Below are 19,218 nucleotides of genomic sequence, written 5' to 3'. Positions count from 1 at the left end.
GACCATGACCATAAACGCGATGATTCTTCGTGTGGGTCTTGCGGGTCTAAGCATTCGCATTGCGTGTGCAAATTTAAATCACCAGAAATGAGACCAGTAGAATTAAACAGCGACTGCGTCTTAGTCAATTCAGTGGTCTGCTCGAAGATGGTGCAAAAAGTAGCAGAAGCAGTCATCCCTCTTGCTGCTCTAGGAATTACTCCTGTACCAGGAACACCACTTCCTCTTATCACAGTTACAGTAGATACAGCTGGTATTGTCCAGAACGCGACTATCCTTAGAGACAAAGTCGTTAATATGGGGACTGTTCCTGTAACTATTAGTGTAGCAGGTGCGGTTGGTTTACCATTTACTCTGCAATTCCAAGAGCATACGGATTGCCCCGGAGCATGCCCTGAGGATACATTAATAGAAACACCTCTTCAAGTAGAAGGCACCCTTGTTCAACCTATTCTAGGAGCTACTATTGCTGGTTTGGTGGATGTTGATGTCGCGGTAGTTAAAGTTATCCTACGCACAACGATTACTGTTGTTCGTCCGCTTATTGCAAAAACAAATCATCATGCATTTGACTGCCTTCAAGACGTAAATCCAGATCGTTGTGAAACACCTACTATCCCTACAACAGTCACATTCCCAACTACAACACCACCCGCTGGAGGGGGAGGCGGAGTTTAAGCCCTAGTTTTCCTACCTAGTCGTAGTACAATTAAAGATTTCTATAATCCCCCAACGGTAAAAATGAAAACAGCCGGCTAGTTTGATCTAGCGGCTGTTTTTTTGTGATTAATAATGGCTTTGTGAAACTTCATCCCTCTTTATCTAGAGGCTCTTTGTTTAAAAATCCGACTTTTCCGTAACGATAAAAACCCCTCTTTAGCTGCGGTCTATTTCCCTTGCCCGTTTCCTTCTTCATCGTAAGCAATCAGCACGATATTTTCGCCTAATTCCTGTCTTAATTCGTTTTCCAGTGATTGCACTTTTTGAAGGTGGTTTTCTTTTAAATCGGCAACGGGGAACTGTTCAAATGCGCTCATTACAATCGGCTCCTTTCATTTAACTGCCCTTTATTTTGCCCGCCTGCCTGCGCATTATGCAAAGTCTGCTGTTTTTGACGCGCGCCTCGCTCACTACCGTATTTTCGAATAAATACATGTGTTTCTTACTTCTTTCCCGTCGATCGACAAGTCGTCATGAAATAAAATACCGTCTAAATGGAACCCGAGCTTTTCTGGAATGGCACGGCTTTTGCTGTTTTTTTCATCGCAGCGAATTTCAACCCTGCGGGCGTTCAACTCGTTAAAGGCAAAGCCTGTGATTGCTTTAACGGCTTCAGTCATGTAGCCTTGCCCGCTAAAGCGGGTATCAATCCAGTAGCCGATTTCGAACTTAGGCACTACCCAGTTGATTCGGTGCAAGCCTGATGAAGCCACAAATTCTCCGGTGTCTTTTAGAAAAATATGATAGCGTAAATCTTCCCTTGTTAAAAACTTTGCGTGCGCTTCTCTTACATTCGCTTCCATTTCTTTTTCTGTTTGTACTTGCCAGGCAAATGGCAGCCACATTTTTAATTCCTCTCTCGAAGCCTCAATTGCTTCGTGAATGGCTCGTCCATCGCCCGGTTTCGGCAGTCTAATTTGCAGTCGCTTAGAATAAAACTCAGTTGGAAACTCTAACAAAATCGGCTTCAACCATATTCCCCTCCATGACGTATCTATTTTTCTCTGCTCATTCTGTTCGTCCTACAACAACCACAATTTACCTAAAATATGGAAAGTCAACACTTTAAAATTATCTCATTTACGAGTTTTCTTATCAAGAAAACAGGGAAATTGACATGGTGTACTATTCGGAATATTATTACAGGTGAGGACAATAAATGAAATAAGTAATAAAATAAAATACTTTGGTTATACTGGAAATTATTCGATAATTAGGGGGTGTCATAGGTGAAGGAAGAACTGGCTTTGTTTTATCAAATTTTCACGACTACGAAAGATGCGATTGAACGGTTCATGAGCATGCTGGACCCGGTCATTGAACATGCAAAAGATGATCATGAACGGCTGTATTACCACCATATTTATGAAGAGGAAGAACAGCGGCTGTCCCGGCTTGATGTATTGATCCCGCTGATCAACAAATTTCAAACAGAAAAAGAAGAGAAAGATTTTTCTCCAAACAATAATGAATTTAACCGGCTTTTACAAGAACTGAATCTTGAGAAGTTCGGTTTGCATAATTTCGTCGAACATTTGGATTTGGCGCTCTTTTCATTTACAGATGAGGAACGGAGCACGTTATTGAACAAATTGAGAGCCGATGCTTATGAGGGCTATCAGTATGTAAAAGAGAAGCTGGCAGCGATCAACGAGCGGTTTGACCACGATTATGTAGATCCGCATGCCCACCATGATGAACATCATGACCATTTAGCTGCACCAGGTACTCCCCCGGCAGCAAACGAGCCGAATAAACGAAGAGGCTTTACCGTTGGAAGCTTAATTTAGGAAACGACTGAATAGGAGGAAATATGAAATGACTAAATCTCAATTGTATCCAGATTCACCCCTGACAGATCAAGACTTCGCATCATTAGATCAAACAGTTATCGATGCCGCGCGGAGACAGCTCGTCGGACGCCGCTTTATTGAACTGTACGGTCCGCTCGGAAGAGGCATTCAAAGTGTTTCTAATGATATTTTCGTTGAGAATCACGAAGCAAAAATGGCTTTTCAAAGTGCATTCGATCCCGAAATTGAATCTAGTAAACGAGTCAATTACACGATTCCAATGCTGTACAAAGATTTTGTTTTGTACTGGCGCGATTTGGAACAGACAAAGGTGCTCGATATTCCGATCGATTTTTCGGTTGCGGCTAATGCGGCTCGTGATGTCGCCATTTTAGAGGATCAAATGATTTTTCACGGGTCAAAAGAGTTTGATATTCCAGGATTGATGAATGTAAAAGGACGATTAACTCATTTAATCGGCAATTGGTACGAATCAGGAAGCGCTTTTCAAGATATTGTCGACGCTAGGAATAAATTGCTGGAAATGAACCATAACGGACCGTACGCACTCGTGTTATCACCTGAGCTGTATTCTCTTTTGCATCGCGTACATAAAGATACGAATGTACTGGAAATAGAACATGTCCGCGAACTTATTACTGACGGCGTGTTCCAATCCCCTGTCTTAAAAGGAAAAACGGGCGTGATTGTAAACACTGGACGCAACAATTTGGACTTGGCGGTTTCTGAAGACTTTGAAACAGCTTATTTAGGAGAAGAAGGAATGAATCATCCGTTCCGTGTGTATGAAACAGTTGTGCTGCGCATTAAACGCCCATCGGCAATTTGCACACTCGTTGATCCGAAGGACTAAGGTCCGGATACTATGGATAACCGAAAATTTACCGTCGGCTCTCTGCTTCCGAATCAACTTAATACTGACACTGCTATTATTATGAAGCAGCCTGAAGACAAACAACCTGAAAACGTACAAGAGGATGCGCATATTCATTTGCAGCAAAACCAACAAACCTTCCGCATCAAACATGTGAAAGGCAATTTATTAAATGAGGCGTTAAAACAAGACCAAGCCATCAACTTTAAATGCCGAAAAGGCACGTGCGGCGTCTGTACAGTAAAAATAACCGAAGGCGCTTTACTATTGTCTCCGCCAAATGAAAAAGAGCAAAAAAAGTTGCAGCACGCCTTAACCGACGGCTGCCGTTTAGCGTGCCAGGCAAATATGTTATAAAAAAACGGGGTTCCTTGAGGAACCTCGTTTTTTTATGCGTGCAGCCGGTCGCTTATATGAACAAGCTTTTCTTCCATCGGAAATGGCAGCGATACATTATGTTTTTTAAGTTCATTCACGCTAATATCGCGAACGAGCTGCAATGCTTCTTTTTTAAATGTATGAGTGACAAAGCCGTCATTGATTTCACATAGCTTTTGTAAATATTGTACCGTATCCTGCAGCAGCATTTGTTTGACGTACGCATTGTTCAGCTGACAAATTAACTTGTGCTCAAGTCCTTTGATCAAGGCGATTTGATCGACATGCGCCATAATATTCGTTCCGTTTTCATCGATAAAGCAGAGGGAAACATATTGCCCTTTTGATAAGTCAACATTCGTAAATACCGGATGATCATACACTTCGCCTGATGACAATTGAATCGTGCCCGCTTCCGCTACTCCGCCAATTTTGCGCCTGTTTGATATAACCGTGTGAATATCTTTTAATCCGTGCAACATGTTAAACATATTCTTCCCCCCGCTCCGATCTATGGTTGTGTTAATCTCATTGTAAAGAAAATGAGAATCATTGTCAATTGGTTTTTTTAGCCTGTTTTAAAATTTTCAGAAAGTTGATTCGTTTCACTCCATGAAAAAAGAGCTGTACCGTCACGATTAACACACCGATTGACGATACATCTCTTATAAATTATCTCTTTTACAACGGTTTGATTCTAGTACTTACTTTTTTCACCGTACAGTCTCAAACAAGACAGCGATCCCGACTCCGCCGCCGCTTCCGATGGCAGCGAGCACATATTTTGCCTGCTTTTGTCTTTGCACTTCGTAAAACAGCCGGGTGACTAAAATCGCACCGGATGCTGCATACGGATGCCCGAAAGCGAGTGCTCCTCCCCGGACATTCAACTTCTCATACGGAATGCCAAGCTCCTGTGCACAGGCCGCTATTTTAGACGCAAATGCTTCATTGATTTCGATTAAATCAATGTCTTCCATCGTTAAGTGATTACGCTTGAGCAGCTGTCTAATAGCCGGGACCGGCGCAATGCCAGGGTAATGAGGATGCACCCCGGAAACTTGGCTGTCGACAAACCGCAAGACAGGCTGCAAGCCATGTTCCAACGCCTGTTCTTCTTCCATAACGAGCACGGCGCTGGCACCGTCATGAATGCCACAGCTATTCACCGCAGTCACGGTGCCGTCTTTTTGAAAAACAGCTTTGGCTCTTTTAGCGAGCTTTTCTATATCGCGTTTTCGGAAGAATTCTTCGTCCATTTGTAATGATCCAACTGGGAAAATTTCCTGGTCGTATACCCCTTGTTCAAACGCTTCCCAGCTGCGCTCATAACTGATTTTCGTCCACTCATCCTGCTTTTCTCTCGTAATCTGGTATCTCTTGGCGACATGTTCAGCGGCTATTCCCATATCCGGGTCACCGATGCTATCAGGAGCAAATCGGGCGCGTGCTGGAAAAGGAGACGTGCTCGTGCTTTCTGTCCCACCGGCTAAGTACGTACGGCCCGCTCCGCCTTGAATGAAATAACATGCCAGCCGAATCGCTTCGAGTCCGGCGCTGCATTGGCGGTCAATCGTTAATCCTGGAACGGATAATGGCAGTCCTGCCTGTAAAGCAGATAATCGCGCTGCGTTTCCTCCTGGTCCAACGACATTGCCAAGTATAACATCATCAATTTCAGATTCGATGCCTGCCCCGAGGTGCTGCAGCAAAGGCGCCGCCAATTCATGCGGTTGCTGCGTATGAAGCATGCCATTTATTTTTCCGAGCGGTGTTCGTTTCGCTTTCACAATGACGGCTTTACGAATGAGAAATCACCTCCTTTACCAGCCTTTCTTTTAACTCGGCACGAGCAATTTTTCCGCCGGCTGTCAGCGGGATGTCTTCTGTAAAAAACCACTTTCGCGGAATTTTATAAGAAGCCAGCTTTTCTTTACAAAGTTTTCTCAGCTCAAGTTTACTCGCACTGCCTTTTACAACGGCTGTGACAATCTCTCCCCAGTAAGGGTCCTTTACGCCAAATACAGCAGCCAATTCCACATCGGGATGCAACGATAAAACCGTTTCAATTTCTTCAGGAAAAATATTAATGCCGCCGTATAAAATCATGTTTTTTTCCCGTCCTGCTATGTATAAATATCCCTCTTCATCGAGGCAGCCCATGTCATCCACCGTGCTCCAGCCTGCCGAATCCTGGATCGTCTGCACTCCCCTTTCGCTCAAGTAACCTGTACAAACCATCCCGCTTTTTACATATATTTTTCCTGTTTCATATGGAGCTGCCAGCCCCCCGTCAGCTTTGCGGATTTGGATCTCAACGCCGCAGCAAGGTTTGCCAACGGATTCAGGTTTCTCGCTATTTTCTTTATTGGACAGAGCTGTCACGAAGCTCAGCTCGCCTGCTCCGTAAAACTCAAACATATCTAAATTGGGAAACTTGTCTCTTATCCGTCTCTTAGACTCTTTTTCCCACTTGGCCCCTGATGAAATAAACGTTATTTTCTTCTCCACAATGCCTGTCTCTTTTAACAGCGCTTCCATCATAGTCGGCACGAGATACACCGCGGTCACAGGATGTTCAAGCATTACGCCCATTGTTTCATTTGGAGAAAACTTGTCCAGCAAATGAACGGTGCCGCCAAGGAACAATGTGCTGATCGCTCCGTATAAAAAGTGGGAGTGAATGAGTGCACCTGGCACAAGCACATACTCATCTGCGCCGAGTCTAAAATCATGCTTATTGCATTGAAAACTGGCAGTCCAAGTCTTTTGGGAGCGGATAAACGCTTTCGGCTCTCCCGTTGAACCAGACGTAAACCCCATGTAAAAAGGGGCGTCTCCGCTAATTTCTTCTGCTGAATTGGACTGGATTTGATATATTTCCCCGGAAACATCCTCCCAAATGAGAACGTGCGGGTGAATGGATTGGATTTTGTCATATAAATCACGAGTCGTCACGATAATAGCCGGCTGGCAAATACGAACCCTCTTTTGCCGTTCGTCACCGCTCCATTTTAAATCTAACGGAACAGCCGTCCATCCTGCTGCAGCTGCTCCGGCAAACAGCTGCAAAAACGGCAGTCCATTGCCCATGAAAATTCCCACTGTTTTCTTCGGGATATGTTTAGTCTGGAACCAGCCGGCTGTTTGATGAATTAGTTCACTCCACTCGCGCCAGCTCACTTCTCGATTGGACGTTTTTACAGCGGTCCGGCAGGGATGATCTTTCGCGTGATTGGAATAAACGGATGTGATGGACGCCATATATGAATCTTCCTTTCTTTTAAAAAGAGACACGTCATGTGTCTCAACTCGCTTTGACAAATTGCCTTGAAACTACAGTAGATTTCCGCAGCTTGTATACTAAATAAGAAGCAACCGTCGCTTTAATCAAATCGCCCGGAATATAAATCAGGCTGATTTTAATCGTATGAACTAACGGAAGGTCCATAATGAAAGCTTGCACCGGGATACCGAATAAATAAAGAGTAAACACGCCGGCTGTCAAATTAACGAACAAAACTTTCTTAAGTGTTAACGTCCGGAAGCGGGAAAGTATGAAACCGAGTAAGGCGGCAGCAATTGGATAACTGAACAAGTAACCGGCACTCGGTCCGACAAACACGCCAATTCCTCCGCGCCCGCCTGAAAGAAGCGGCAAACCGGCTGCCACAAGCAGCAAAAACGTCATTTGACTTAAGAAACCGAGCCGCGCTCCTAAAATTCCACCGGCTAAAACGACTCCTAACGTTTGCAGTGTAATCGGTACCGGAGTAAACGACAATGGAATCGGCGGTATCATCCCTAATGCCCCCATAACCGCTGCAAATAAAGCAACATATGTAATATCTTTTGTTTTCATCTAATCTCCCTCGCCCCTTTGATTTTAATATCTGAAAACACTGTCATTTTATAATCTAGCGAGAGTGTTGTCAACTTAAAAATAAAGAGGTTTACATATTGATTTAATGATTGATTCTTATGCGTATTCCGTCTTTGGATAAAGGAGCTCTAGCTGACCATATAATAATAAAAAGAAGCGCGCTCAGCCTGTACATTTATAAGATAGTGTAAAAAAACTTCGCTTATCGAAATTTTTTGCGTGAAAGTATCCGAGAGATATGTTACAATTTATAAACAATGACCAAATGGTCAAATAAAAAACCGATTGGTTAGGAGTGCGTAATGAACGAGAAGAAAAGAAAGATCCTTATCGCTGCGATGAAGCTTTTTTCAAAAACGAGCTTTCATCAAACGTCCATGCAGCAGGTTGCAGATGTTTGCGGTGTGTCAAAAGGAAGCTTATATACACATTTCAAATCAAAAGAAGAGCTGTTGTCAGACATTTTTTCTTATTATTATCAGCTGTTGAATGATCAGATTGCCTCATCGGCAAAAGACAGTGACACGGTACAGGAAGCTTTTATCCGTGAAATCGCGATCCGCATTCGCCATTACTGCGAATTTCAGGAGTTTTTTCTTATGCAAATGAATGAAATTAAAGGACTGGAGGACAAATCACTTAATCAATTCGTGCGCCACGAAAACGCCAAGTTGGTCCGTAAAACTGGAAAAAGTATTGTGTCGGTCTTTGGCCAGGAAGCCGCTCCTTATGCAGCAGATTTAACGGCCACGCTAAAAGGCATGTTGACCTCATATATGCGCGGTGTGCTAGAAGAAGGAACGGCTTGTGACTTCAATGCACTCGCTCATTTTTTGTTTATTCAGCTGGAAGCCGCAGCCCAAACATTAATAGAAAAACAGCCTGAACCATTTTTTACGGCACCTCTTATGCAAGAGCTTTCTGAAGGATGGCAGGAGGAAACAGTACATCCGCTTCACATTGTGCGGAAAATGAAAGAAACCGCTGCTGCTTCTCAAGCAGAAACGATTATGGTGGAATCTGTAGACATACTTGAAAAAGAGTTGATGGAAATGAAACCGCGCCGGGCTGTTTTATCCGGCATGATCCGCAATTTAAAAGAAAGTGAGAACTTAGCGGAACTGGCAGAAGAACTGGAAAAAACGATCGTTAACATGCCAGCAACTACATTGATCTAACTAGAAAAGAAAGCAGGTTGAATAAATGTCTCGAAAAAATATACAACAATTTCCCCTTCTCATCTTAATGGCCAACATGTTTATCGTGATGACAGGCATAGGGCTTGTCATTCCGATCATGCCGACCATTATTCATGATTTTGGAGCAGGCGGGAAAACGTTTGGCTTATTAATAGCCACCTTTGCTTTTGCCCAATTTATTTTCTCTCCGCTCGCCGGAGACTTATCTGACCGGTTGGGCCGGAAAAAAACGATCGTGTTTGGGCTTATTTTGTTTTCTTTATCCCAATTTTTATTCGCCTTCTCCCAACAGCTCGTGCTGCTTTATATTTCACGTGCGGTCGGCGGCATCGGAGCGGCGTTTATGATTCCATCGATGATGGCATTTGTCGCTGATATTACAACAGCAAAAACGCGGGCGAAAGGAATGGGCCGGCTCGGTGCTTCGATGTCATTCGGCTTTGTCGTTGGCCCCGGCATCGGCGGCTTTCTCGCCGCATTCGGCTTGCGTGCTCCGTTTTTCATTGCAGGCGCCGTTGCCGCTTTTGCCGCGATTATGTCGATTTTGTTTTTGAAAGAACCGGAGCGTGCCGCCATTCCAGCTGCGCCTCAAAAACGGGATTCTTTGTTAAAACAAATGACTCTTTCCGTGAAAAAGCCGTATTTTATCCTTCTCGTGATGATGTTTACTCTTTCATTCGGTCTGGCGAACTACCAGGCAACGATCAGCTTGTACACAGACGTGAAATTTGGATTTAGCCCAGCTGACATTTCCATGCTTATGGTCGTCGGCGGTTTAATCGGCGTCATCGTTCAAGCATTCGTTCTTGACCGTGTACTAAGACTGTTTGGAGAAGTGCGCGTCATGAATACGATGCTCGTTGTCGCTGCTATCGCTATGATCGGCCTGCTGTTTGCGACTGGCTTTGTTTCCGTGCTCGTCGTGTCCGCCTTTTTCTTTATTGCCGCTTCCCTGCTTCGCCCGGCCATCAATACGACCGTGTCAAACATGGCGGGAAGCGAACAAGGATTTGCTGCCGGTATGAACAATGCGTATATGAGCATCGGAAACATGGTCGGCCCGGCACTTGCCGGCGCCTTGTTCGATTTCAACATGGCTCTTCCTTATATATTCGGCGCAGCCATCATTATGGTCACCCTCGTGATCTGTATGAAATGGGCGCGCGGGATGAAGAAAAAACAAAATCTGAATACGACTTATAACCCTGGGTCGGCGAGATAAAAGCCGTCTCTCTGTGAAGAACGAAAACCCGCTCATGCAAATGCATGAGCGGGTTTTCATTTTAATTGAGTTACTTGAATGCGTTCAGGTCATAAATTGCTTCGTTTAGAAATTAAGGTTTTTCGTGAGTAACGTACGTGCCGGCAATGAAGTCGTGGATAGAGCGCTTATCTTCACGCAAGCCAGCCATAAAGGCGCTGACGATTACACCGATGCCTAACGTTAAAACATAAACGAGTCCGGCGACAATAGTCCGCATGAGCATCGCTCCAAAACCTAATTTTTCGCCGTTTACTTTAGCAATGCGGATGCCGAGAATTCTTTTTCCAATTGTATACCCTGCCCAAACGACTGGTACGACTAAAGCATATAACAAGTTGCCGATGCTTGTGATTGCACTTTCATCCCAATTCCCCATAATAAAATAACTTATCACTGATAAAGGCACGCCAACAATAATTGCATCTAAAATATTGGCAAACAATCTTCTCCAAAATCCTGCTGGTTGTGTAATCATTTAGTCGATCTCCTTTTTCTCGTTAACTTGCTTTTTTCAATAAATCAATAATATCGCGATTTCCTAATTCGATCGCATGCATAAGAGCAGTCATGTTTTCGCTGTCTTTATGTTTCGGGTCAGCTCCAAGCTCCAGCAGTACAGCGACTGTTGCTGCATCCTCACTGAATACGCCGTAAAATAAAGGACTCGTTTCATCTTCCAAACTCTGATAATTCGGGTCTCCTCCCGCACTTGCCAGCCTTTTGACCATTTCTGCATTTCCGCGATCAGCGGCTGCCGTAAAAGGAGTCATTCCATAATAATCTTCATAATTCGGATCAGCTCCAGCATTTAATAACAGCTCGACCATCTCTTTATTTTCGTCCAACACTGCCCAATGCAAAGGCGTGTATCCTTGATTGTCTTCCGCGTCGATGTCTTCTCCCTTTTCGATGAAAGAGCTGACTTTGGCTTTATCTCCTTTTACTACTGCTTCAATAATCGGTGGAGTGTCTTCCGCCATCGTTTCACCTTCTTCGAAGTCGTCAAAGTCGTCAGAGAAAGCAAAACTGGCCAGCTTTTCAATCGCATAATAGCCGCCTGCCACAAACAGCCCAAAAGCCAATAAAGCGGCGGGCACCCATAGCCACACTAGTTTCGTTGATTTTTTCAAGATAGACACTTGTTCTGTCTCCCCAAAAAAAGAGCCAACTTCATGTATTCGTTTCGGCAACGGCGGATGAGTCGATAGTATTTCACTCAGCCAAACAAAAAAACCTTTTTCCTCGTTGATCTGGTTCACATATTCCGCGCGGTTCACCTGCTCGTAAAGCGTTTTTCCAACAGCTAAAATCGTTAAGCTGTTTTTCGCTGCTTCCCTGTTTTCAATATAGTAAGCAGCATAGCGGTCACACGTATATTCACAAGCGCGCAAATACACTTCCGCAATGCCCGGCACCCACATCGCTGGTAAAATAAAGAGCATTTTCGACAAATGATTCCGCTTAATATGCGCCAACTCATGAGCAATAACAAATGCTAATTCATCGTCTGCCTGCCGCTTCGTCAATTCAAAAATTTCTGAATAAATTACGACCATATTCCGGCCGAAAAAACGGGCAGCAAACGCATTTAAAGCTCCCGCTGACTCCATCACATACACATCAGGTACACGCGGAATATCCATTTTCACACACAATTCTTTTGTTTGCTGATACACATCAGGAAACTGCTTCTCTGTTAACTTCACCGCATTGGTGCGAATGTATCCAATCGTCAGTGCGTGCAAAAACAATGAAACCGCAAACAGCCCGAGCACAATAAAAATACCGACGACAGAAATCGTTAAACTAACATAAGCGATGACACTTACCGCGAGCACGAGCCAAAAATATTTATTCTCATTTTTGTGAACGAGACTCTTATGATGTATTTCTTGATTCATAGACTTTATTAGCTCCTTTTCCAACCAATTTTACCTGTTGCTTCAAATCTCACCATCTTAGAATAAAGGCAGGAGAAATAAAATACTATAGGAATATAGTGGAATATTCATTGGGATATACCCATAAAAAAACTATAATATTATTATCGGTTTCTCTTCAGTTATTTTCAGGACATTAAGACCTAATTTCCTGCTTTATTTTAAGGTAAGAAAGGAATCGCCACAATGTAGATGCCTAATCAGTAAGCTTGTACATGCATACTATATATTGTATCTATCCTTCACAAAACTTAACAGGAGGGATAAGCAGCTTGAGAACACTATTCTTAAAGGATATATTAACATCTATGGGGATAAGACCCTATAAGGCTCATAGAGGCGTCTCGATTTCTGAAGTCATCCATAATAAATCTTATGCAGGCCATAATACGTTATATTTCCAGTTAAGAAAAAGGACGGTTCTTGATGGTAAAAAATATAAGGATTATGATGATTTTTATATAGTAACAGATGCTCCTTTTGTAAATATGGATAAATTAAAACCGGAACAAATTATAATGGTGGACGATGTGGTGAGATCATTCTTCAAATTCACTTCCTACTACCGGCATTTGTTCAATATTCCTATTGTAGCCGTCACCGGTACTTGTGGGAAAACAACGACGAAAGAAATGCTCAAACATATTTTACAAAAAGATTTTACCGTTCAAGCAACAATTTCTAACCAGAATACCGGATATTTCAACCTTCCTTATTTAATGGGAATTGATGACGAAACGGATATAGCTATTATAGAAACAGCAGTATCCGGATATGGTCATATGATGGAAACATGCAAACACTTCTTCCCGAATATTGGAATCATCACCATGATTGATGTCGACCATACAGATAACTTCCCTTCATTTAGAGATTATATAGCAGAAAAAGAAAATTTAATGAAAGGTCTCAATAATAAAGGTACACTTATTATTAATGTTGATGATCCAAACATTTTGTCCATGAACTTTTCTAAATACAAAGGGAAAATTGTGACTTATGGGAAAAGTAAAAATGCCGATTTTAACATAACAGATATTCTTTTCAACGAAAGTAAGATGCACTTTAAAGTAAATTATAAAGGTAAGTTGTATAATGGGGTTGTTCCTGGGATGGGAGAGCATAATGTCTACAATGCCACTGCTTCTATCGCAGCAGCTATAGAGGTTGGCATAAATATTAACACTGCGATAAAAAGGCTGGCATCTTTTCACCATTTGAATTCCCGTTTTCAAATCATTGAAGGTCGGAATCAAGTCACTATTATTGATGATACATGGAAATCAAATCCTGCTTCTTTAAAAAATGGTTTATCATCATTAAAGAAAATGTCATTGCCGACACAGAGGACGATTGCCGTCTTAGGAAGAATGGCTGCACTTGGAATATATGCAGCTGAAGAGTATGCAAAAGCAGGCCGGCTGCTGAAAGAATTAGGAATAGACATACTTATCACTAAAGGCTTTATCACAAAAGATATAGGAAGAGCAGCTATTCATGCAGGAATGAAAAAGGAAAATATCTATCATTTTTCTCAAGCAGAAGAAATGAAAGCCTTCCTCGATTCTTTCTTACAGCCCAATGATCTTCTATACTTTAAAACCGGCGGCAACGATGGAGTATTTGATGAGATCATTCAATATTTAAAGAAAGATATCTAGGCGGGGGAAACGACTAAGAATAACTTTCTTAATCCCCGCCTTCTTTGTTCGTTTTGAGAAAGCCTATGCCATCGTCCTTTTATTTAAACGGGTCCTTAAATAAACGAGTAAAGAAAGAATAAAAACCAACACTCCCCCACTTTTCAACGCCATATTCATAACTGCCCCTCCGACCGTCGGAGATTGAGAAACAACGCTGCTTAAACATGCCCGCAGCACTCCTGCCAACGCGAGGAAAAGAACCAACTTTCTATCATTGCGTTTCAGCAAAATGAAGCCTGCCAGAATGAAAAGATATACTCCGCTGATCATCATGAGCAGAGGAAAAGCTGGTTTGAATTTAGCCGCGTAAACAAAATAATCAAGCGCAGAAATATCACCCGTACTCACTGTACCTTCGCTAAACTGTTTCGTGAAAATAGCTGAGTGTTTCCACTCCCCCTCATCATTTTTCAGGCGATTTGTTTGATAAGATTGTTCGCGAATCTTTGTTTCCTCGTTCACTTTTAAGCATCCACCTTCAACCATTTCAGTCAATTCACTTTCTAAGTATGGGTGACTTTCAATGCGATGATCCCATTCGAATAGCTGCACTTCTTCTTCTAGACCAACAAAATTGGAGTAGGGAAATTCCTTTTCTTTTTCACTCGCATCAAATGTACGGTCATAAAAATCAAGACAGTCTTTATAAGTGATCACAATTTGCGAGTGAATAAAATGAGGATGGTACAGCCAGATTTTCAAATAAAAATCTTCCCCGGTTTTCTTCATTTTTTCATTCCATTCGAAGTATACCTCGATCATTGCTTGCATTAATAAACGGCTGAACTAGACTGGCGGATGTCGCTTTTCTAATAAGCATATATATTTCTCCCTTTTTAATAGGGCGCTCCTTCTTTCAGCTGATATAAATCAAAGGAATTTTCTTCAATTTCGACGGCTATCACCGTGTCGTCTTTCTTGAAAAAGTGGACGGAACCCATCTGTTTATCTTTTTCTTCTTTCCACCCCAATTTCTCTATTTCCTGAAAATACCGCTGAGGAGGCAAAAGCCCTTGCTCGCCTCCAATGTTCTTTAATTTATACTTTACTCCCTTTTCTATATTTGGATTACCAAAATTCGCTTCCCCCGGCTCAGCGTTGGCAGGAACAGGGAAATCCTTATTAATCGTTGACTCCTTATATCCTCCTGTTTCATCATAAGAAGGCGAACAGCCAACGATAAGTGTAAGCAAGACAAACAGCGACAATAGTTTTTTCACCATAGTAACCCCCTCACTTTTTTTAAACTTAATGATCTTCCTGCTTTTTTAATAAAATGATTCCGCTAATAACATAAACGAACGAAGCGAGGTAGAAAATACTCCCGATGGTGAGAAAGTCAACGATGTAGCCGGTTAAAATGATGGCAACAGACGCTCCGACCGATGTCCAAATATGATAGTTTCCGATTTCCTTGCCGGCCGTTTCCTTGGCGACGTGGCGAGCCAGCGAGGTTTTCTCTGTGTTTTTCTGCAAAGCGCCGAGCAGCCCCATAATGATTTGCAAAATATATACTTGCCATACTTCTGTGACGAGCGGAAAGAATAGCAGGATAACCGCCATCCCCCACGCATACATAATGAGCAGCAGCCGATCACCTGATTTGTCCGCTATTTTTCCGATCACTGGGTAAGCGACGGCAGACGTTAACGCAAATAATCCATATGCCCAACCGAATTGCGAGTAGCTGTCGCCGACATTTCTTAGCAGCAAAATATAAAACGGAAAAATCATGCTGCTCGCCATGACGAGTAAGCTTTGTGAAAAAATAAATCGTTGGAAATTCATTTGCCATACTCCTCATAGAAAAAGTTAGTAAAGCGCTCGTCTGGGTCATACTTTCTTTTCATTTGAAAAAATTCTTCGCTTCGTGGGTAAGCGGTGTGCAGCTGTTCTTTCGTCGGATAGGAATAGTAAGGCAAATAGTAACTGCCGTTATGCTCTAGCGTAACATCAATCATCTTTCGGACGACTTTTTCCGTTTGTTTCATGTCGCCGGAAGACCGGCCCTGATTGATTAGCAGAACAAGCGCAAACATATCGTCTCTTGCATACGACAACACCGCCCGTTCATTTTTTTCCACGTAGCGGATAGTGATGTTAAGCAAGTTGAACTCCTCTTCCTTTTCTAGTAGAGTTCTCAAGTCATCTATATAACTCGTAAATTCGCTGACTGGCACAAAGTATTCCTGCAACACTTCTGTACGTGCACTACTTTCATATTCCATAAATGCAGTTTCCGATCTCATTACGTTATTTCTCGTCTCAAGCTTGCCGCTCCCCCGGTTCATATACATCTGCTGCCACTCCCAAAACTTATTTTTCCCCCAGTCACTGTAACGGGATAAGCCAAGGAGCATTTTCGGTGCCGCCACGATCCGGTCTTCTTTTAATTTATTATAAGATGACAGCTCCTGCTGACTGACAGCGAGCGTCCAATCGGTTACATACATTTCCCTTAAAAATGTATCCGGCGCAGTCGAAATGCGGGCTAAATGCATTTTCACTTTACGGTTATTCGTTACTTCTTTCGTAAAATAAGAAGCATATTCGCTGTAATCGATCGATTTCGTATTCGTTTCATACAACTCATTCTTCGTTAACGTGAACGTGACATCTAAAATAACTCCGAACAAGCCGTATCCGCCAATGACGAGCGGAAACAGTTCTTCATTTTCTTCCCTGCTGACATGAATAATTTCTCCATCTGCTGTTAACAGCCGAAACGATTCGACCGTGTCAATTAACGAATCATTGCGGATATCGCGGCCGTGAACGTTGACACTGAGCGATCCGCCGATTGTAAAAATGTTTTGCGACTGCATCACTTTTACCGCTAAGCCGTGCGGGTTAACCCGCCGCTGAATATCATCCCATGTCGCTCCGCTTTGCACAGTGATTGTTTGCTGCTGTGGATTGAAATCGAGTATTTTATTGTATTTCTTCATATCAATCATGATCGCATTCGGATAATACGTATGCCCGCCCTGGCTGTGCTGCATACCCGCGATCGAAAGTTTATCGTCTGTTCGATTCGCTCGGTGGACGATAGATTGCAGTTCTTTTTCACCTTCTGCCTGCTTAATGCTTTTCACCGCTGTCGGCAGCAGCTGGCCGGCATCATCAGCGACCGGCCGGGAAACTTTTTGTTCGTACGTATAGATAGAGCCCGCGAAAAGGAGACTGTATCCGATTAAAAATGAAGCGATTGTTTTTTTATTCATAAGAGCCTGCCCCTAAATAAAATGTCTAGTTTTATCTTAACATATGGGTTAACACAATTTTAATTATTATGAAAATTATGGGAGGACAATTCATTTGAAAAATGACATAGCTGGCCTCGTTTTTATTTCAGTGTTTCTCTTTCTGCTGGCCGGCTGCAACCAGCTGACACGGGTTGACGTTCAGGAAGTACTGCCGGATGGAAGTTACGGGGAAGACAGAATGATCGTAGATGAGGAAGAGGTGAATTCATTGGGATCTATTTTCGAGCAAACGTTGTTCATTATTTCCATCCAATAAGAAAAGAGAGTGATCCAAAAGCCTAGCTTTTGGATCACTCTCTTTTTAAATTACCTATTTAGCTCTCTATTTTGCCGCGTCATAAAGGGAATCGACTTCGTAGCCTTTCGCTTTATAGTAGTCCAGGATTCCGAGGTAGATCGCTTTAGCGCCTGCTGTCCGCCAGTAGTCTGACTTCAGCTTTGCATTGTCAGTTGCATTATCAACGAAGCCGAGTTCGGCCAGGGCAGCCGGCATGCTATTGTACTTAAGTACATAATAGCTGCTCGTCTTTTTGACGCCCCGGTCTTTCAGTTGCATAGCCGTAACCATGCGCTGCTGAATTTTTGTTGCCAGCAGTTTACTGTCGGTAACGTAGGGGTTTGTTGCCGCCTTCGTGTAATAGAATGTTTCCACTCCTGTTCCGCCGCCCGCATTGGCATGAATGCTGACGAAAACATTACCGCCCTTATTTTTGGCAAAGGCCGTCCGTTGTGACAAAGAAGGGAACGTATCGTTTGTGCGGGTCATTTCAACCTTGAAAGGTGTTTTTTTCAATAACGCATTTACTTTCAAGCTTGTGTCCAGTACAACGTCCTTTTCTTTTAATCCAAGAGCAACCGCTCCTGGATCACTGCCGCCGTGGCCCGGATCAAGAATAATCGTTTGATCCGCCAGCCGCGGATCGGCCTTTCCTATAGTGCCTGAATCTGAATGATCGTTGTCGCTGTCTGAATAGTTGCCGCTATTGCCTGCTTTTTCCGTATTACGCAAGTAGCTTCTATGCACGAATCCTGTGACGCTGCCGGATTGAATGTACATCCAGCTGCCCACTTCATGTCCGCCAAGCACTTTCTCATTTTCCTTCACAGCACCGTTCTTTGCATAATTAGTAGATGGGCCTGTGCGAACATTCAAGCTGTCTACATTGACCCAAAGCGCTTTTGCAGGGCTTGCTGTGTCTGTCGTCCGGAATTCCGGGTTGATAGCACGAGCAAGGAATACGGAGAAGTCAGCACGGATGAGGTGCTGATCCGCTCCAAATGTTCCATCCTCCACGCCTCTTGCGATTCCGCGTGACATTAATGCATTTGCCGCACCGGAGAGAGTTCCGCCAAACTCATAGCCAAACGCTTTTGATATCATAACAGCCATTTCGCCGCGCGTCACTTCTTTATATGGAAGAAACCGTCCGCCATCATAGCCGGACAAGATTCCTTTTTCGACTGCTGATTGAATATAGCCGGATGCAAAATTGCCAGCTGGCACATCTTTAAAGGTCGTCTCGCGCTTTGTGCCGTTTAATTGCAGAGCTCGCCCGATGAAAGCCGCTGCTTCTTCCCGCGTGACAATTCTCTCAGCCGCAAAAATTGTGGCAGATGAACCGTTGGCAATGCCTCCTTCCGCCAGATAATTAACTTCTTTTAATGCCCGGGAAGGGACATCTGTAAAACCACTTGCCTGCGCCGTTGTATGAAACCCAAAGAGAGGAATAATTAAGAAAAACATCAAAACAACAAAAATCGAACTTTTCTTCACAAATCTGTCTCCTTTCGCAAAATTTACCACTTAAGTCTAGCATATATATTTATTTCTAAACATATCTTTTTTACTTACTAATTACCTTTTCGTCAAAAAAACGCTAGTTATGTAGATTTTTAGCATAAACGTAATAATAAAAACATTTTTGTAATTTTTCTGTAATATAATATCTAATCTAATTTTAAACAAAAAAAGAAAAGAACCGCTTGTCGGCTCTCTGCATTTTTTATTTATTATGGACGCGCCCGCTGTATAAAACAGCATAAGCATCAACAGCGAATTTGGATTTTGTTCATTTTTCATAAGTGCCTGTCTGTCCGAATCACTTTGAAAACGAAAGAAGAAAACCACTTCGTTTTTGGTGATAGTATGCCACAACTACTTCAACTTATTCAGCATA

General features: G+C 42.9%; 21 protein-coding genes. 8 read left to right on the top strand and 13 right to left on the bottom strand.

All coding sequences use genetic code 11. The features are described 5' to 3' along the window. The first annotated feature begins 147 nt into the window (after positions 1 to 147). Positions 148 to 678 carry a hypothetical protein gene (locus F9802_RS13025; RefSeq protein ID WP_152152606.1) on the top strand — a complete coding sequence of 177 codons (531 nt, stop codon included), beginning with the start codon at positions 148 to 150 and terminating at the stop codon, positions 676 to 678. Positions 679 to 887: 209 nt separating this feature from the next. Here the strand turns inward: F9802_RS13025 and F9802_RS19705 are convergent, their stop codons facing one another. Together F9802_RS19705 and F9802_RS13020 are read right to left on the bottom strand one after the other, a co-directional pair. Further along, complete coding sequence (locus F9802_RS19705; RefSeq protein WP_191991940.1) at positions 888 to 1,037, bottom strand: hypothetical protein; 150 nt, start codon at positions 1,035 to 1,037, stop codon at positions 888 to 890. A gap of 93 nt (positions 1,038 to 1,130) precedes the next feature. Continuing rightward, the gene (locus F9802_RS13020) at positions 1,131 to 1,691 is read right to left on the bottom strand and encodes a GNAT family N-acetyltransferase (protein ID WP_152152604.1); all 561 of its coding nucleotides are present in this window, start codon (positions 1,689 to 1,691) and stop codon (positions 1,131 to 1,133) included. A 258-nt stretch (positions 1,692 to 1,949) separates the two neighbouring features. Here F9802_RS13020 and F9802_RS13015 point away from each other — a divergent pair, with 258 nt between their 5' ends. The 3 genes from F9802_RS13015 to F9802_RS13005 are packed head-to-tail and all read left to right on the top strand — an operon-like array spanning position 1,950 to position 3,765. Then, positions 1,950 to 2,510 (top strand): IMEF encapsulin system ferritin-like cargo protein, encoded by a 561-nt coding sequence (locus tag F9802_RS13015; protein ID WP_152152602.1) that lies wholly within the window; start codon positions 1,950 to 1,952, stop codon positions 2,508 to 2,510. Positions 2,511 to 2,538: 28 nt separating this feature from the next. Then, complete coding sequence (locus F9802_RS13010) at positions 2,539 to 3,387, top strand: family 1 encapsulin nanocompartment shell protein (protein WP_152152600.1); 849 nt, start codon at positions 2,539 to 2,541, stop codon at positions 3,385 to 3,387. Positions 3,388 to 3,399: 12 nt separating this feature from the next. Then, positions 3,400 to 3,765, top strand: a complete 366-nt coding sequence (locus tag F9802_RS13005) for a 2Fe-2S iron-sulfur cluster-binding protein (protein ID WP_152152598.1) — start codon at positions 3,400 to 3,402, stop codon at positions 3,763 to 3,765. Between the two features lie 32 nt (positions 3,766 to 3,797). On the opposite strand, the gene F9802_RS13000 is transcribed toward F9802_RS13005, so the two are convergent. The 4 genes from F9802_RS13000 to F9802_RS12985 form a co-directional block, all read right to left on the bottom strand. After that, positions 3,798 to 4,277: a hypothetical protein gene (locus F9802_RS13000; protein WP_152152596.1), complete on the bottom strand. Its 480-nt coding sequence runs from the start codon at positions 4,275 to 4,277 to the stop codon at positions 3,798 to 3,800. A 222-nt stretch (positions 4,278 to 4,499) separates the two neighbouring features. Continuing rightward, complete coding sequence (locus F9802_RS12995) at positions 4,500 to 5,594, bottom strand: acetyl-CoA C-acyltransferase (protein ID WP_152152594.1); 1,095 nt, start codon at positions 5,592 to 5,594, stop codon at positions 4,500 to 4,502. Then, positions 5,587 to 7,050 carry an AMP-binding protein gene (locus tag F9802_RS12990; RefSeq protein WP_152152592.1) on the bottom strand — a complete coding sequence of 488 codons (1,464 nt, stop codon included), beginning with the start codon at positions 7,048 to 7,050 and terminating at the stop codon, positions 5,587 to 5,589. The genes F9802_RS12995 and F9802_RS12990 overlap by 8 nt, the downstream gene beginning before the upstream one ends. A gap of 43 nt (positions 7,051 to 7,093) precedes the next feature. Beyond that, positions 7,094 to 7,648, bottom strand: coding sequence for a biotin transporter BioY (locus F9802_RS12985; RefSeq protein WP_152152590.1), 555 nt, complete (start codon positions 7,646 to 7,648; stop codon positions 7,094 to 7,096). 323 nt (positions 7,649 to 7,971) lie between these two features. Here F9802_RS12985 and F9802_RS12980 point away from each other — a divergent pair, with 323 nt between their 5' ends. Next, a complete protein-coding gene (locus F9802_RS12980; protein ID WP_152152588.1) occupies positions 7,972 to 8,847 on the top strand; it encodes a TetR/AcrR family transcriptional regulator in 876 nt (291 codons plus the stop codon). Positions 8,848 to 8,872: 25 nt separating this feature from the next. Next, positions 8,873 to 10,090 carry an MFS transporter gene (locus tag F9802_RS12975; RefSeq protein ID WP_152152586.1) on the top strand — a complete coding sequence of 406 codons (1,218 nt, stop codon included), beginning with the start codon at positions 8,873 to 8,875 and terminating at the stop codon, positions 10,088 to 10,090. A gap of 112 nt (positions 10,091 to 10,202) precedes the next feature. On the opposite strand, the gene F9802_RS12970 is transcribed toward F9802_RS12975, so the two are convergent. Both F9802_RS12970 and F9802_RS12965 read right to left on the bottom strand, forming a co-directional pair. Continuing rightward, entirely contained in the window at positions 10,203 to 10,607 is a 405-nt protein-coding gene (locus F9802_RS12970; RefSeq protein ID WP_152152584.1) for an RDD family protein, read from the bottom strand. A gap of 22 nt (positions 10,608 to 10,629) precedes the next feature. Next, on the bottom strand, positions 10,630 to 12,033 hold the full coding sequence (locus tag F9802_RS12965; RefSeq protein ID WP_152152582.1) for a M48 family metallopeptidase: 1,404 nt from the start codon (positions 12,031 to 12,033) through the stop codon (positions 10,630 to 10,632). A gap of 311 nt (positions 12,034 to 12,344) precedes the next feature. Here F9802_RS12965 and F9802_RS12960 point away from each other — a divergent pair, with 311 nt between their 5' ends. Continuing rightward, positions 12,345 to 13,733, top strand: coding sequence for a Mur ligase family protein (locus F9802_RS12960; protein WP_191991938.1), 1,389 nt, complete (start codon positions 12,345 to 12,347; stop codon positions 13,731 to 13,733). Between the two features lie 63 nt (positions 13,734 to 13,796). On the opposite strand, the gene F9802_RS12955 is transcribed toward F9802_RS12960, so the two are convergent. The 4 genes from F9802_RS12955 to F9802_RS12940 all read right to left on the bottom strand — a co-directional run bounded on the left by F9802_RS12955 (position 13,797) and on the right by F9802_RS12940 (position 16,999). Beyond that, on the bottom strand, positions 13,797 to 14,504 hold the full coding sequence (locus F9802_RS12955) for a DUF4306 domain-containing protein (protein ID WP_191991936.1): 708 nt from the start codon (positions 14,502 to 14,504) through the stop codon (positions 13,797 to 13,799). A gap of 107 nt (positions 14,505 to 14,611) precedes the next feature. Beyond that, the gene (locus F9802_RS12950) at positions 14,612 to 14,998 is read right to left on the bottom strand and encodes a hypothetical protein (RefSeq protein WP_152152576.1); all 387 of its coding nucleotides are present in this window, start codon (positions 14,996 to 14,998) and stop codon (positions 14,612 to 14,614) included. Positions 14,999 to 15,023: 25 nt separating this feature from the next. Then, positions 15,024 to 15,563: an MFS transporter gene (locus F9802_RS12945; RefSeq protein WP_152152574.1), complete on the bottom strand. Its 540-nt coding sequence runs from the start codon at positions 15,561 to 15,563 to the stop codon at positions 15,024 to 15,026. Continuing rightward, positions 15,560 to 16,999 (bottom strand): FAD-binding oxidoreductase, encoded by a 1,440-nt coding sequence (locus tag F9802_RS12940; RefSeq protein WP_152152573.1) that lies wholly within the window; start codon positions 16,997 to 16,999, stop codon positions 15,560 to 15,562. Before F9802_RS12940 ends, F9802_RS12945 begins: the two co-directional genes overlap by 4 nt. A gap of 94 nt (positions 17,000 to 17,093) precedes the next feature. On the opposite strand from F9802_RS12940, the gene F9802_RS12935 reads away from it, so the two are divergent. Next, a complete protein-coding gene (locus tag F9802_RS12935; RefSeq protein ID WP_152152571.1) occupies positions 17,094 to 17,297 on the top strand; it encodes a hypothetical protein in 204 nt (67 codons plus the stop codon). 66 nt (positions 17,298 to 17,363) lie between these two features. On the opposite strand, the gene F9802_RS12930 is transcribed toward F9802_RS12935, so the two are convergent. Then, complete coding sequence (locus F9802_RS12930; protein WP_225435345.1) at positions 17,364 to 18,815, bottom strand: N-acetylmuramoyl-L-alanine amidase; 1,452 nt, start codon at positions 18,813 to 18,815, stop codon at positions 17,364 to 17,366. Between the last annotated feature and the right edge of the window lie 403 nt (positions 18,816 to 19,218).

This window comes from Bacillus aerolatus (genome assembly GCF_009183655.1).
GTDB lineage: Bacteria > Bacillota > Bacilli > Bacillales > Domibacillaceae > Pseudobacillus > Pseudobacillus aerolatus.
This window is presented reverse-complemented; position numbering and strand designations above follow the sequence as displayed.

Excerpts from the sequence above, each read along its gene's own strand:
- F9802_RS13025 (WP_152152606.1), top strand. The coding sequence starts at position 148 with ATGGTGCAAAAAGTAGCAGAAGCAGTCATCCCTCTTGCTGCTCTAGGA.
- F9802_RS19705 (WP_191991940.1), bottom strand. The coding sequence starts at position 1,037 with ATGAGCGCATTTGAACAGTTCCCCGTTGCCGATTTAAAAGAAAACCAC.
- F9802_RS13010 (WP_152152600.1), top strand. The coding sequence starts at position 2,539 with ATGACTAAATCTCAATTGTATCCAGATTCACCCCTGACAGATCAAGAC.
- F9802_RS13005 (WP_152152598.1), top strand. The coding sequence starts at position 3,400 with ATGGATAACCGAAAATTTACCGTCGGCTCTCTGCTTCCGAATCAACTT.
- F9802_RS13000 (WP_152152596.1), bottom strand. The coding sequence starts at position 4,277 with ATGTTTAACATGTTGCACGGATTAAAAGATATTCACACGGTTATATCA.
- F9802_RS12990 (WP_152152592.1), bottom strand. The coding sequence starts at position 7,050 with ATGGCGTCCATCACATCCGTTTATTCCAATCACGCGAAAGATCATCCC.
- F9802_RS12985 (WP_152152590.1), bottom strand. The coding sequence starts at position 7,648 with ATGAAAACAAAAGATATTACATATGTTGCTTTATTTGCAGCGGTTATG.
- F9802_RS12980 (WP_152152588.1), top strand. The coding sequence starts at position 7,972 with ATGAACGAGAAGAAAAGAAAGATCCTTATCGCTGCGATGAAGCTTTTT.
- F9802_RS12975 (WP_152152586.1), top strand. The coding sequence starts at position 8,873 with ATGTCTCGAAAAAATATACAACAATTTCCCCTTCTCATCTTAATGGCC.
- F9802_RS12970 (WP_152152584.1), bottom strand. The coding sequence starts at position 10,607 with ATGATTACACAACCAGCAGGATTTTGGAGAAGATTGTTTGCCAATATT.
- F9802_RS12965 (WP_152152582.1), bottom strand. The coding sequence starts at position 12,033 with ATGAATCAAGAAATACATCATAAGAGTCTCGTTCACAAAAATGAGAAT.
- F9802_RS12955 (WP_191991936.1), bottom strand. The coding sequence starts at position 14,504 with ATGAAGAAAACCGGGGAAGATTTTTATTTGAAAATCTGGCTGTACCAT.
- F9802_RS12950 (WP_152152576.1), bottom strand. The coding sequence starts at position 14,998 with ATGGTGAAAAAACTATTGTCGCTGTTTGTCTTGCTTACACTTATCGTT.
- F9802_RS12945 (WP_152152574.1), bottom strand. The coding sequence starts at position 15,563 with ATGAATTTCCAACGATTTATTTTTTCACAAAGCTTACTCGTCATGGCG.
- F9802_RS12940 (WP_152152573.1), bottom strand. The coding sequence starts at position 16,999 with ATGAATAAAAAAACAATCGCTTCATTTTTAATCGGATACAGTCTCCTT.